This window comes from Morganella morganii (assembly GCF_019242955.1).
Taxonomy (GTDB): domain Bacteria; phylum Pseudomonadota; class Gammaproteobacteria; order Enterobacterales; family Enterobacteriaceae; genus Morganella; species Morganella sibonii.
Map to the genome: position 1 here is coordinate 3,534,021 of NZ_CP066129.1, position 13,777 is coordinate 3,547,797.

Genomic DNA, 13,777 nt, shown 5'->3' on the forward strand with positions numbered 1-13,777 from the left:
CTCCTTACGCCGCAATCACAACAAGCAGAACAACCAGCGCGGCCACGACATACAGACAGTAAAGTCTGAAATCCCCGCCCTGAAGGCACTGAATGCGTTTGGCGAAACGGTTAATACCGCGCACCAGCGGATAAATTATGCGTTCATCCCAGAATGGCTCGACTTTTCCGGCCCCGGCTTTGGTCACGTCTAAGGCGTGAGCCAGACGGGCTGACGGATCAAGCTGTTTGCGCATACGGTAGAGCGGTGCAAACATTGAGCGCAGCGGCTGGGTAAAGCCTCCGGCAGACACGGACATATCGCGTTCCCAGGCATAACCACACGCCCAGGCGTCGCCTTTGCGGCGGAAGCCCATCTGTTTGCCTTTGAAGACCAGATAGATGATGAACGGGATCAGAGGCAGCGCCAGCAGTAACAGGAATGTCATCGCAGGAGAAATCATGGCCTGAGCGGCAGAATCCGGCACCAGCATCGCGCCCTGCACAACAGTCACGTCCGTCGTCGCCGTCAGTGACATCGCCACTTTCGCCAGCACCGGTGCGATCACACTCGCGCCCACACCCAGCAGCACACACACCACCGCCAGAATCAGCATCGCGGCGGTCATTGTCCACGGCACTTCGCGGGCATGGGTGGCCTCTTCACTGCGCGCACCGCCGCAGAAGCTGACACCGTATACTTTCACGAAACACATCGCTGCCAGTGCACCGGTGATCGCCAGCATCACGATGGCGATAGGACCACTGATTTTCATGATGAATGTGCCGTCATGACTCATTGAGAACAGTGACTGATAGGTGTACCACTCACTGACAAAGCCGTTGAGCGGCGGTAACGCGGAGATCGCCATACAACCGATTAAGAACGCGGTTGCGGTCAGCGGCATCAGTTTGGCGAGGCCGCCCATTTTTTCCATATCACGGGTATGAATACGGTAAATCACCGCACCGGCACCGAGGAACAGCAGGCCTTTAAACACCGCGTGGTTGAGCAGGTGGTAAATCGCACCGAGCAGGCCAATTGTTGCCAGCACCGGCATATCATTCGCCATACCGACCATTGCCACGCCAACCCCCATCAGGATAATCCCGATGTTTTCCACGGTGTGCCATGCCAGCAGACGTTTGATATCGTGCTCCGCCAGCGCATACATAACGCCAAGAACGGAAGAGACCGCGCCGAAGCCCAGTACCACGATACCCCACCAGCCCTGGGTTGCACCCAGCAGGTCGATACCGACTTTGATGATCCCGAAAATACCGATTTTCACCATCACACCGGACATCAGTGCAGAGGCATGAGACGGTGCGGCCGGGTGAGCCTGCGGCAGCCAGCTGTGCAGCGGTAACATCCCCGCTTTGGCGCCGAAGCCGAAAAAGCCCAGCAGAAAGACCACAGAGGCCATCGCCGGAGATAGTGAGAGCTGACGGAAGGAATCGAAATCCAGACTGCCGCTTTCGCGCCACATCAGGAAGAATGCGATCATAATCAGCACAGAACCGGCGTGGGCAATAAAGAAGTAAAGCAGACCGGCACGAATGGACTTGTCATCCTGATCCGCAATGACCAGGAACCAGGAGGCCAGCGACATCATTTCAAACAGAATGATGAACCAGAACGCGTTGTCCATCACCACCAGAGCAACCATGGAGGCGATAAACAGGTTCAGGAAGAACCCCATGCTCCACGCGCCGCGGCCCAGATATTCCTGTACATAGTTCAGGGAATAGAGCGCGCTGACCGTGACCAGCAGTGAAATCACCATCACCATAAAGGCAGCGAGGCTGTCGAGGCGGACAACAAAATGGGCGAACGGGAAAGGCCCCTGTGCGAAATACGTCAGTGTTTCGCCGCTCATCAGCACCGGAACAGCACTGAACAAACCGAGTATCCCTCCGGCAATCGCCGTGATACCGGCAACATACACCGCCATTTTCTCCTGCCGTTTAAACAGCAGCGAAATAAAACCACCGGCGGTATACAGAGCAACAGACCATAAAAGTAATTCAAGAGATGTCATTTGCGGCTCTCCTGTCCTGAGACGAAGATGTCGAACTCCGGCGGCATCGCATCAACAGATGCGGTACGGCGTTTCGCACTTTCGTTTTCCAGCTTATTCTCTTCAACGAGATGGAGGGCATCGGTCGGGCACACTTTTACACACGCCGGGCCGTCTTCACTGAAATCACACAAATCGCATTTCACGGCGATATTACGGATACCGGCATTCCATGCCAGGAACGGATTCATGGTCGGCAGGCTGTCCGGCACATCCAGCAGCATCTCCTGCGGCACATACTGCTCAAAGAAGTCCGGCATATCAACAGGTTTACTGCCTGACGGGGTGATAGCCCCGAACGGACAGACCAGACCGCACAATTTACAGCCGATGCACAGACTTTCATTCAGCACGATCATGTCATTTTCGTGTGTAATGGCATTCACCGGACACACACGGGCACACGGAGCATCATCACACTGACGACAAAGCATCGGCGCGGTCAGTTCCCCGATTTTCACCACATTCAATCTCGGATGTGTTTGTAATCCCTGCTGTTTATGCGTCTCAGAACAGGCCGCCATACAGGTATTACATCCGATACAAAGATGCGGGTCGGCAATAACAAAGCGATTCATTCGCCCCACCCTCCAGAAAAATCAGACGAGTCATATAGTTTGATACCCTTGTTAAGCATTTTTCGTGCCATATACAAAAGCGTTTGTTTATCAATGTATTGACATGATTTTCAGGCGGAGGTAACTGTCGGTTCGACACTAATGACGACAAAAATGTCATGGTGTCATCAGGTAAAATGAATATGATTAATGAATAAATATTGAACCAAGTAACCGATAACTTCTCTAACTCCCTTTAGCGATGAAGTGATGTACCCGATGCCTATACGTCAGTTATTGAATACACTAAGAAATGAATTTGTTGTTTCTGCCATTCTTGCCCTTTTTCTGGGCTTTTTCCTGAACTACACCGTCTATTTTTCCCGCGCTCAAAATCAGTTATTACTGAGCGGTGACTATGGTTCCGTTTATCTGGTTGCCGAAATTTTCGCCAATATTCTGTTCAGCTTTTTCTTATTCAGACTGATTGCTCAGACCGGGCTGCTGAGTTTTAAAATTCTCAGCAGTCTTATTATTCTGGTCAGTATCGCTGTCAGTTACTATGTGATGTTTTATGATGTAATTATCGGTTACGGTATCTTAGTCTCCACCCTGGCAACTGACAGTGTCGAACTGTCGCAGGAAGCTGTCGGCGAACATTTTTATCTCTGGTTCTCTCTGCTTTCTGTTCCTTCGCTGCTCCTTATCTGGTCCGCCAAAAAAACAAAAAATACAAACGGCATCACGGCGCCGGATGCTGTCCCTGTTTACCTTTATCGTTATTCCGGTGTTGATTTTCGGTTATTTAAAACTGGCTGATGCCAATCAGAAAAAAATTGAGCTGAACGGCATGATTGATGTGTCCAGTTACGGCGGTGAACTGAGCTACTCTTATTTACCGACCAACTGGATTGTGCCGCTGGTACAATATGCCGTAGTCAAATATGACGACACCTTTAATGAAATTGATTTATTCGATCCGGCCAAAGAATTTACCTATACCCCGGCCCCGCAGAATGACGACGTATATGTGGTCTTCGTGATCGGGGAAACCGCGCGCTGGGATCATATGCAATTACTCGGTTATGAGCGTGAAACAACCCCGTTATTATCCGCAGATAAAAATGTCATCGCCTTTAAAGGCCAATCCTGTGATACCTCCACCAAATTATCGCTGCGCTGTATGTTTGTGCGTGAAGGTGGTGTCAAAGATAACGAACAGCGGACAGTCACTGAAAATAATGTCTTCTCGGTAATGAAACAGAACGGGTTTTATTCCGAACTGTTTTCCATGCAAAGTGAAGTCTGGTTCTATAACCGGCTCGACCTGGATAACTATCTGATCCGTGAAATGATCACCGCACAAAACAGAACACCGGGCAAAGCTATCCGTGATGAATTACTGATGGATGAGGTTGATGATGTGCTGGCCCGCAAAAAACAGGGACAAAACCTGATTATTTTGCATACCAAAGGCTCGCACCATCTTTATTCCAAACGCTATCCGCCTGAGTTCCGCAAATATATGCCGGAATGTACAGATGCGGGCGCCAAATGCAGTGTGCAGGAAGAAATTAACGCCTACGATAATTCAATCTTATATACGGATCATCTGCTGAATGAACTGACGGAGAAATTAAAAGGCAAAAACGCCATTGTCTTTTATACCTCCGACCACGGTGAATCCCTGGGTGAAAGAGACGGAATGCGACTGCACGGCACACCACGGAATATTGCCCCGCCGGAGCAGTTCCGCGTACCGTTTATTGTCTGGATGTCAGACACCTACATCAAAAATAATCAGAGCCTGTTTGATAATCTGAAAGAAAACAGCCGGACACGGACGTTTTTCCATCATGAATTATTTGACAGTATTCTCGGTTGTTCCGGTGTGACATCACCGGACGGCGGGATCAATAATAAAAATAATCTCTGTTATCGGTGATACAGTAAATTATTCAGTGATACCACTATGGATATGACTGACCGATAAAAAATGCATTGAGATCTCTGAGCTGACCCTCAATAGTTGCACAGCCAATTATTGAGGGTCTTTTTATATTACACCACCAATATCATTATATACGCTCATTAGAGTACAACCCTGACCGGACTTTATACATAGAGATTCCCACGGAGTACTAACAAAAAATAAGCTATTAATTTATAGGTGTTTCGGCTCTAAAATTATTATAGACACATGAATACTTAAACTAATAATGTGTCGTTATTACATAACCCCGCAAATATCATCAGCGAACAATGATATTAATCCGGCAGTATTTGGCACAGAAAAATCGATAGTTTTTTTAATAAAAAAAAAAATTTTTCATTGCATAAAAAGGCAGATAACGTGACGATAATTACTGAGTGTCTTTCAAGAAAAACCAGCCCTGAAAAAATAATTTCTATAATTAAAAATTTGGATATGACAGCAGAGGTTAAAGGCATCAGCAATACAGTGCATGATCAGGTAAAACTTACCAATACAACCTTACATCGGGCCGCAATTCTTGATGTTGTCAACCCACGCACGAATACACTGACTTTGCACTATACGGATTTCGGTAATATCAGTATCAAAACACTGCATACTGCGAAATCGGCAGAGTTATATTCAGTTCCCGGGTACAGTATTTTGTTTGCCATACACAATCAGTCTTTTACCGTTCAGTTATACAGCATTACAGAAGAACAGCTAACGATAAGAGACCGCGTTACCATCAGTGAGAACAATCCTCTTGTCATTGACGGCCGGCACACCTTATTCGACTTCATTCCGTCAGATAGTGGTAATCAGACGTTTATCGGCAGTATCAATTTGCCGGATCGCACTGTCGACATTCGTGTTTTTAATCGTGATTCATTACGCAAAATCGCCTGGTTCCCCCATGATGACAGTGCCGCCCGCTATCTCGTCAGCCTTGAATTACTTGAATCAATTCAGGATCCCGGGGCCTGTAAGGTAGCCAAAGAACTGATCTATCATTATCACCCCGCAGTCGCCTGGCGGGCGTTTCAGGTAATTTATCAGGAAGATCCGCGGGCTGCGTCAAATTATGTACCGCTGCTGCGCCAGCTGAAAAATCATCATCTGGATAATTTGTTGGATCAATACAGTGAGGCCATATGAAGCTCTGCACATTCATTAAACGCATGGCCGGTTATGACTTACAACAAGACAAAACAAGCATTATTGATGATTTAAAACAGTTGGCGGCCAACCGTACATTACTGAGTGAATATCTTTGCCGCACCCTCCGGAAAGATGGATTCAGCGCTCATAACAGCCTCTATAGTCCTTACGGATTCGTACTGCATCACGGTGACTTATTTACGGTACGGCTAGGATTTTGGTCTCCGGTTATCTCGCCGGATGAAAGAGGGACTTTTATCTATGATTTGAATCACACTCATGACTTTGAAATCTACGCAGTCGGTTATAGCGGGGACGGTTATACAACAATCATGAGATCAATACTTGATCACACGCCGTTAGAAGCAGGAGTAAAGCCTTCCTTAGGTGAGGAGCGCACCTCAAAACTAGCCCGGGGACATGTTTTACACATGATGCCGCTGTATGAGATACACAGGCAACTTCCGCCTGAAACGTTGTCCGCTTCGTTGAGTTTGATGATTCATCCTCAACAGGAGACAAAAACCGAAAAAGCCTGGTGCTTCGACGAAAATTATGTACCGACATATCACGGTATAGCAACGCAGGAATCAGCCATCTTCGACTATTCGCTGTTTTTACTCAACCAAGAGTAACCACAAACTATCCTGTCAACCAGACAAAAGGAAAATTGTATGAATAAACCAATAATCAACTGGACTGAAACGCCATTGCTCCGCGCAGGAACCAACATAATTAATACGTCAGTCAAGACCACTCAAAAAAGGTGTTCTTCGGAAAATTTGCGTTACAATGTGGGCAATATTCACGCAATAAAGGAAATCAGGAATGCGCCAAAATAAGACCAGGAGCGATATCCTGTAATGAACAACACTTAATGCCGAAAACCGGGCAACAGATACGCGATATTGACTCTGTACGGTGCTGAAGGCCTGTGTGCGTTGGTAGCCGGAGATTTCCGAACCGGCCGTTTGGAGTATAACAACACCAGACGGACTAAAACCAAATTAAAAGGCCTGACTCCGGTTAGATACCGAAATCAGGCCTTACAAACCGCTTAACTAAAAGTGTCCGACTTTATGGAGTTACTTCATCTTTTCCGCTGCGGTTTTGTAATTCATCACGTAATCTTATTTCACTCGGGAAACGTATTCACCTGAACGGGTGTCAACTTTGATTACTTCACCAATCTGTACGAACAGAGGTACTTTAACCACAGCACCGGTGCTCAGAGTCGCTGGTTTACCGCCGGTACCGGCTGTATCACCTTTCAGGCCCGGATCAGTTTCCGTGATTTCCAGCTCAACAAAGTTCGGTGGGGTAACCGCGATAGGACGACCGTCCCACAGAGTAACGATACATTCAGCCTGGTCGATCAGCCATTTGGCGTTATCACCGATAGCTTTCTCATCCGCAGCCAGCTGCTCGAACGTTTCGTTGTTCATGAAATGCCAGAACTCACCATCGTTGTACAGGTAAGTCAGGTTCAGATCCATGACATCAGCGCCTTCCGCAGAGTCTGTTGATTTGAAGGTTTTCTCCAGCAGTTTGTTGGAGATCAGCTTACGCAGACGCACACGGGCGAATGCCTGACCTTTACCCGGTTTAACAAACTCACTTTCAACAACCACGCAAGGTTCGCCGTCTAACATAATTTTAAGACCTTGGCGAAATTCGTTGGTACTATAAGTAGCCATGGAAATCCTCTAATTTTAAATAAATGGCACAGCCAAAAAAATGGTCGATATTGTAACCCGAAAACCGCTCGCCAGAGAAGTCTGGCTGCATCAACTCACCGATTCTGTCACTAACCCAACAGAACTGCTTGAAATATTAGGTCTGGAACAGGACGAAAACTGGCGTGCCGGTACTGATGCCCGCCGGTTGTTTGCACTGCGCGTCCCCCGTCCTTTTATCGCCAAAATGGAAAAAGGCAATCCGCGCGATCCGTTATTACTTCAGACCATGACGCACAGGGCTGAATTTGACCTGACACCCGGGTTCTCTGACGATCCGCTGGATGAACAACACAGTGTTGTTCCGGGACTACTGCATAAATATCACAACCGGGCATTGCTGTTAGTGAAAGGCGGGTGCGCGGTCAACTGCCGCTACTGTTTCCGCCGTCACTTCCCGTATGAGGACAATAAAGGCACCAGACATAACTGGCAGCAGGCGCTCGATTATATCGCTAACCATCCTGAACTCAATGAAATCATTTTCTCCGGCGGTGATCCGCTGATGGCAAAAGACCATGAGCTGGACTGGCTGCTGACGCAACTGGAAGCCATTCCTCATATTCAGCGGCTGCGTATCCACAGTCGTCTGCCGGTTGTGATCCCTGAGCGCATCACACCGGAACTGACCGCACGTTTCCGCGATTCACGGTTACAGATAATTTTAGTCACACATATCAATCACGCGAATGAAATCGACGATGTATTTAAAGAAAAAATGAATCAATTGCGTGAAAGCCGCGTCACCCTGCTCAATCAGAGTGTCCTGCTGCGTGATGTGAATGATAATGCAGAGGTGCTGGCACAACTCAGTAATGCGCTGTTTGACGCCGGTATTCTGCCTTATTACCTGCATGTGCTGGATAAAGTACAGGGTGCGGGACATTTTCTGATCAGTGATGATGAAGCACGCCGTATTATGCATGATCTGCTGCCGCGTATTTCCGGGTATCTGGTACCGCGTCTGACCCGTGAAATCGGCGGTGAACCGAGCAAAACACCGATCGATCTCCGTCTGCGTCAGAGCTGAGTATTACCACGTAAACATGGTCATCTGAAGAAATAGTATTTTACAGGTACCTTCAGACAGGTTAAATTACGCTCATTATGTATTATGGAGTACAAAATTATGACGGATTTTTTAACCTCAAACCAGGCCGCGTGGGATAAACAGGCGGAACAACAACAGGCGTGGTCAACACCGGTCAGTGCGGAACTGATTGCTGCCGCCAAAAAAGGGGAATGGGATGTGCATCTCACCCCGCAGCCGCTGCCGAAAGCCTGGCTGGGGGATGTGACAGGAAAACGTATCCTCTGTCTGGCCTCTGCCGGTGGTCAGCAGGCACCCGTACTGGCTGCCGCCGGTGCTGATGTGACGGTGTTTGATTTATCAGATAGGCAACTTGAGCACGATCGTCAGGTTGCTCAGCGCGACGGGCTGACACTGCGGGCAGTACAGGGGGATATGCGGGATCTCAGCGCATTTGCGGACGGTTCATTTGATTGTGTGTTTCATCCGATTTCCAATCTGTATATCCCGGATGTGAATCCGGTATGGCGGGAATGCCACCGCGTACTGAAAACGGGCGGCACACTGCTGGCCAGCTTTTTTAACTCTGTGGTATTTGTCGGCGATCGCGATGCGAAATACCGTGAACAAGGTATTATCAAACCAGCGTATAAAATGCCGTTTTCTGAACTGACAGCCTTAACACCAGAGCAACTGGCAGAGAAGCAGGCGCGTCAGGAAGCTTTTGTGTTTGGCCATTCCCTGACCGATTTGATCGGCGGGCAGCTGAAAGCCGGTTTTCATCTGACGGATTTTTATGAGGACTGGCAACCGAACCCGCGTTTTGTTATCGATAATTATCTGCCGACATTTATTGCCACTGCGGCTGTGAAGGTAAGGTGAGCACTTTAAGACCGTGATTACGGTATCTGCACCGGCAACAGGCAAAAACAGAAAGACGCGGTAAACACATCCCTGTGCGCTCAGGCGCGTCATCCATGACGCGCATGCTTTCTGTTCTTTTTTACCTGTTACCTGTGCTTTCTGCATCTGAATAAAAAAACCACCGTTCATGCTGACGGTGGCTTTTCTTTATCCCATCAAAACATTTCGCTAAATCATTTCGTTCAGAGCAAGGCGGCAAGCGAAGAGGCACGGGGAGCATACATCAGTATGTGACCCGGGCCGCTGAGCGCAGCCAACGCCGCTATGGACGGAAGGATGACGCGAAATTACGGGCACTTAAAAACCTGCCCCGTCAGCTTGCTATCCACCGGGATCAGGCTGGACACAATCGCTGACTCTGCCGGGCTACCGAGACCATAAATCACGTTACCGCCCATTGCCGCAGCTTTGTTACGCAGGTCATTTGCCGCACCGCGCATGGAGCTGCTTTCGTTACCGACACCGGTCATCCAGTTGCTCTGTACACCGGTAACTTCACCTAATTTCTGACATTCTGCCGGTGGCTGCTCTTCGGAAAAGCGGACCTGTGATCCGGCGGAGCTCAGTTCGTTCGTGGTCGTACAGCCTGCCAGTAATAACAGTGCCAGAGCACCGGGTAACATTTTAATCCGCATAGTTTTCCTCATTCACGGTTGGAAAAAATTTATACAGCTAATTTAACCACTTTGTGGCAGCGACTTCAAAAACTAATCGCTGAAAACCACCTGCTGATCGCAATCAGCCGCAAATAATGCATAAAAAAACCGGTGCCTGAGTTTCCCCAGTGCACCGGTTTATCCGATTCAATTAACCGTTGAATCCATTCCTGCGAGCATTCTCAATACAATCAGATTTATTTACATAACCTTGTGTCGATGCACCTGTGATGTTGCCATTAGGTGCAGTTCTTCTCCAACGCCACTTGCCGGCTTCATCCTTGTAAAACTCCCATTTATCATTCATACCCATTTCTCCTGATCATTTCCTGATAAAAGTCGGATTCTTTGAAATTAATCTCATAAGATTTCCAACCATGAATCCCTGTTGTTATGGGATGACTATCATATTATGGTTATATATTCAATTTTCAACCAAACACATAAAATATTTTTATCAAATACCATTATTAATTCAAATTCAATACCTAATAAACCAATTTTAATTAAATATATCTTATTATTTTAATAATAAAAAAACCGGCACCTGAGTTTCCTCAGAGTGCCGGTTTATTTTTTCCTGTGTCAGCCCGGTAATTTACTGATAATCTTTTTTGATTTCCTGAGCGGCGTCTGAGCCCCGTTTCGCTTCTTTTTCGGCGATTTCAACGGACAAACCAATATACGCACGCGGATCTAACATCGCTTTGATCTCTTCATTGCTGAAGGCGGCGGTAATGGTGTCGTTTTTCGTCAGATTTGTGTAGAAATCCTCACCATCCGCGGCGGTTTTGATCGCTTCCTCATACAGTAATGAATGCGCCTTATCTTTACCCAGCTTTTCCGCCATTTTCATCATCACGTATTCGGTGTTATCCAGCCCTTTGTTTCTCATGACATTATGCAGCATTCTCTCTTCATGAGGCACAATCGTTCTGGTGAGCTCTTCTGTTCTCAGCAGCACTTCGGTGGTCAGTTCCAGTGCTTCTTCGATCAGTCCGTCGAATAACATATAAGAGCTGCTGTCGCCCTCATACGGCCTGACGGCGGAGTACATACCGACACCCGGCAGTGAATACAGTTTCTGCGAGTTCGCGATAATCCCTTTGGCCAGTTTCGGGTTAATTTTGTGCGGCATCGTGCTGCTGCCCACCGTACCTTTGGTAAAACCTTCTGAGACTTCTGCGATTTCTTCCAGCGTGGTGCTGTAAACTTCCTCACCAATTTTATGGCAGATATTCGCCATCAGCGCCAGGTTCGCCATGTACTCCAGTTTATGTGTGCTCAGGTTGCGGGACGGCACTTCCATCGCATGCATGCCGGTCAGTTCAGCAACCCGCTTCTGGACTTCCAGACCTATACCCGGCATGGTGTTAAATGCCCCGACAGCACCGCCCATCATGATAGTGAATACACGCTTTTCACACTCCCGCATGCGCTGGCTGCAATCGATAAAATCGCTGATCCACACTGCCACTTTGTAGCCGTAAGTGATAGGAATTGCGTGGCGGCCATGTGTCCTGCCCGGCATCACCATGTGTTTGGTTTTTTCTGCAAGCGCCGATAAATTTCCGAGGATCTCACTTAACAGCAGCATAAATTTATTATGCACTGTCTTCATCATATACAGCTGCGAACTCTGCTGAATATTCTGGGTGGTAATACCGTAATGGATATATTTACCACTCTCTTCAGAACAGGCGTTCACTAATACTTTTAAGAACGGTACAAAGCCATGACCGATTTTCTGATAAATACGGCTCATCTCTTCGAAATCGATATTCTCAATAACCGCCTTTTCTTTAATTTCATCGGCAGCAGACCGGGGGATAAACCCCAGTTCTGCCTGTGCCTGAGCTAACACTGATTCAAACATCAGCCAGGTAGTGTATTTGGCCTCATCTGACAGCAGCGCTTTTATGCCGCGATCATCGATGGTTTTACTTTTAGAATCATATAAAGCTCTCATCATATATCCTTTTATTTCTTCATTGCTTCATCAACAGCATTGCGGACAAATTCAACCTTCGGTCCGTAAACAACGTGGACGTGGTTTGCCGATGGAAAGAAGAATGCAGTACATCCTGATTCCGACATTAATTCTTTATCAATCTTATTCACTTCTTCGATATCAATACGCATACGGGTAATACAGTTATCGACGTTACGGATATTTTGTTTTCCGCCCAGGGCTTCGATAAGGATCTCCGCGATTTCACCATAACGTTTTTCTTTAATTAACGTGTTTTTCAGGTTGCTGGATTCTTCACGGCCCGGGGTTTTAATATCAAACCGCAGAATTGCCCAGCGGAAGATAAAGAACGTCACCACAGCCAGACCGGCACCGATAAGCACCAGGAATATCCAGTTAGTACGCTCATACAGCAAACCAAAGATAGTAAAATCGAATATTGTTCCGCGGATATAACCGATGGCCACACCGGCAAATGACAGTAATACTGCGCCGATACCGACGATAATCGCATAAATTAAATACAGCAGCGGTGCGATAAACACGAAGGTAAATTCGAGCGGTTCCGTGACGTTACCGAGCATGGCGGTCAGTACCATTGTCACCAGCATCGACTTCACTTCCGCACGGTTCTCTGCCTTCGATGTTTTATAGATAGCTAACGCGATGGCCGGGAACAGGAACAACGTCACCAGCATTTGCTGCTGCGCCATAAAGCGCGTCAGGCTCGGCATCATCGCCCAGTATTCTGTGCCCGGTCCCTGTTTGAACAACACTTCTGTTAAGGCAGGAACGACACCGACAAAGGTTTGTCCGTCAATTACATACGTACCACCGGCTTCGGTAAATCTGAACAGTACGTTCCAGACATGGTGCAGGCCGAACGGAATAAACAGACGCTCACCACCCGCCGTAAAGAACGGGCCGACCGGGCTCAGGAAAACAGAAGAAAGCTTCATCAGCCCCTGAACCAGTACTTCCCAGATAAACGGCAGTGTCGCACCCACAGCGATCATCAGACCAACCATGATGATAGAAACGGATTTTTTACCGGAGAAAAATGCAAAAGCTGTCGGCAACTCAAGGTTATAGAACTTATCCGTTGCCCATGCGGCAATTAAACCAGTGATGATCCCCCCTGCTGCGCTGATATTTAAGGTTTGGATACCCAACACCTTAATTTGTCCCGCCTGTCCCATCACTGCTGCATCCGCCAGTTTGCCTGTCAGCACCAGCCAGATATTCATGGTGATAATCAGTGACAGGTAACCCACCACGGAAGCGAAGACAGCGATCCCTTTATCACGCTGGCTCATCCCGTAGGCAACCCCCATGGCAAAAAGCAGCGGGATGTTGTCAAAAATAACACCGGCAATAGAACGGATACTGACAAGCAGTGCGTTAACCGTTTCATTTCCGAGGAAAGGGAAGCGGGCAATCATGTAGGTCTGAACCAACGCCCCGCTGATCCCCAGAATCATACCTATCGGAGCCAGAACCCCGATGGGCAGGAGCAGTGTCCGGCCAAAGCGCTGGATTGACTCTCCGAATTTTCTTTTAGCCATATTTTTTTCCCTGCAACCAAGAATATTGACATTATCCGGAATACTAGCATTGCGTTTTTTAAATGGAATGATGGTACGGTTTTAAATATTATCTCAGGTCTTAAATTATGACCCGGGTCATTTTAAGGCGATAATCATTTAA

The 13,777-nt window shown here is 47.6% G+C and carries 12 protein-coding genes and 1 pseudogene; 6 read left to right on the forward strand and 7 right to left on the reverse strand.

What is annotated here, in order from left to right; translation table 11 throughout:
- Window positions 1–4: 4 nt before the first annotated feature.
- Together hyfB and JC793_RS16645 are read right to left on the reverse strand one after the other, a co-directional pair.
- A complete protein-coding gene (hyfB, locus tag JC793_RS16640) occupies window positions 5–2,020 on the reverse strand; it encodes a hydrogenase 4 subunit B (RefSeq protein ID WP_218426730.1) in 2,016 nt (671 codons plus the stop codon).
- A complete protein-coding gene (locus JC793_RS16645; protein ID WP_112550294.1) occupies window positions 2,017–2,637 on the reverse strand; it encodes a 4Fe-4S dicluster domain-containing protein in 621 nt (206 codons plus the stop codon). Before JC793_RS16645 ends, hyfB begins: the two co-directional genes overlap by 4 nt.
- Before the next feature lie 249 nt (window positions 2,638–2,886).
- On the opposite strand from JC793_RS16645, the pseudogene eptB reads away from it, so the two are divergent.
- The 4 genes and pseudogenes from eptB to JC793_RS19845 all read left to right on the forward strand — a co-directional run bounded on the left by eptB (window position 2,887) and on the right by JC793_RS19845 (window position 6,813).
- Window positions 2,887–4,561 (forward strand): annotated as a pseudogene (eptB, locus tag JC793_RS16650) (kdo(2)-lipid A phosphoethanolamine 7''-transferase).
- 408 nt (window positions 4,562–4,969) lie between these two features.
- Window positions 4,970–5,749 (forward strand): hypothetical protein, encoded by a 780-nt coding sequence (locus JC793_RS16655; RefSeq protein ID WP_218426732.1) that lies wholly within the window; start codon window positions 4,970–4,972, stop codon window positions 5,747–5,749.
- Window positions 5,746–6,387: a hypothetical protein gene (locus tag JC793_RS16660; protein ID WP_218426734.1), complete on the forward strand. Its 642-nt coding sequence runs from the start codon at window positions 5,746–5,748 to the stop codon at window positions 6,385–6,387. Before JC793_RS16655 ends, JC793_RS16660 begins: the two co-directional genes overlap by 4 nt.
- A 336-nt stretch (window positions 6,388–6,723) precedes the next feature.
- Window positions 6,724–6,813: an IS3 family transposase gene (locus JC793_RS19845; RefSeq protein WP_431739830.1), complete on the forward strand. Its 90-nt coding sequence runs from the start codon at window positions 6,724–6,726 to the stop codon at window positions 6,811–6,813.
- A 69-nt stretch (window positions 6,814–6,882) separates the two neighbouring features.
- Here JC793_RS19845 and efp read toward each other — a convergent pair whose 3' ends face one another.
- Window positions 6,883–7,449, reverse strand: coding sequence for an elongation factor P (gene efp / locus JC793_RS16670; RefSeq protein WP_004234989.1), 567 nt, complete (start codon window positions 7,447–7,449; stop codon window positions 6,883–6,885).
- 40 nt (window positions 7,450–7,489) lie between these two features.
- Here efp and epmB point away from each other — a divergent pair, with 40 nt between their 5' ends.
- The gene (gene epmB, locus JC793_RS16675; RefSeq protein WP_218426739.1) at window positions 7,490–8,518 is read left to right on the forward strand and encodes an EF-P beta-lysylation protein EpmB; all 1,029 of its coding nucleotides are present in this window, start codon (window positions 7,490–7,492) and stop codon (window positions 8,516–8,518) included.
- 99 nt (window positions 8,519–8,617) lie between these two features.
- A complete protein-coding gene (locus JC793_RS16680) occupies window positions 8,618–9,400 on the forward strand; it encodes a class I SAM-dependent methyltransferase (protein WP_218426741.1) in 783 nt (260 codons plus the stop codon).
- 329 nt (window positions 9,401–9,729) lie between these two features.
- Here the strand turns inward: JC793_RS16680 and JC793_RS16685 are convergent, their stop codons facing one another.
- The 4 genes from JC793_RS16685 to JC793_RS16700 form a co-directional block, all read right to left on the reverse strand.
- On the reverse strand, window positions 9,730–10,077 hold the full coding sequence (locus JC793_RS16685) for a DUF4156 domain-containing protein (RefSeq protein WP_004234982.1): 348 nt from the start codon (window positions 10,075–10,077) through the stop codon (window positions 9,730–9,732).
- Between the two features lie 172 nt (window positions 10,078–10,249).
- On the reverse strand, window positions 10,250–10,405 hold the full coding sequence (locus tag JC793_RS16690) for a YegP family protein (protein ID WP_071243222.1): 156 nt from the start codon (window positions 10,403–10,405) through the stop codon (window positions 10,250–10,252).
- A gap of 291 nt (window positions 10,406–10,696) precedes the next feature.
- On the reverse strand, window positions 10,697–12,067 hold the full coding sequence (locus JC793_RS16695) for a class-II fumarase/aspartase family protein (protein ID WP_112550297.1): 1,371 nt from the start codon (window positions 12,065–12,067) through the stop codon (window positions 10,697–10,699).
- Window positions 12,068–12,078: 11 nt separating this feature from the next.
- Complete coding sequence (locus tag JC793_RS16700; protein ID WP_046893095.1) at window positions 12,079–13,635, reverse strand: PTS transporter subunit EIIC; 1,557 nt, start codon at window positions 13,633–13,635, stop codon at window positions 12,079–12,081.
- Window positions 13,636–13,777 lie beyond the last annotated feature (142 nt).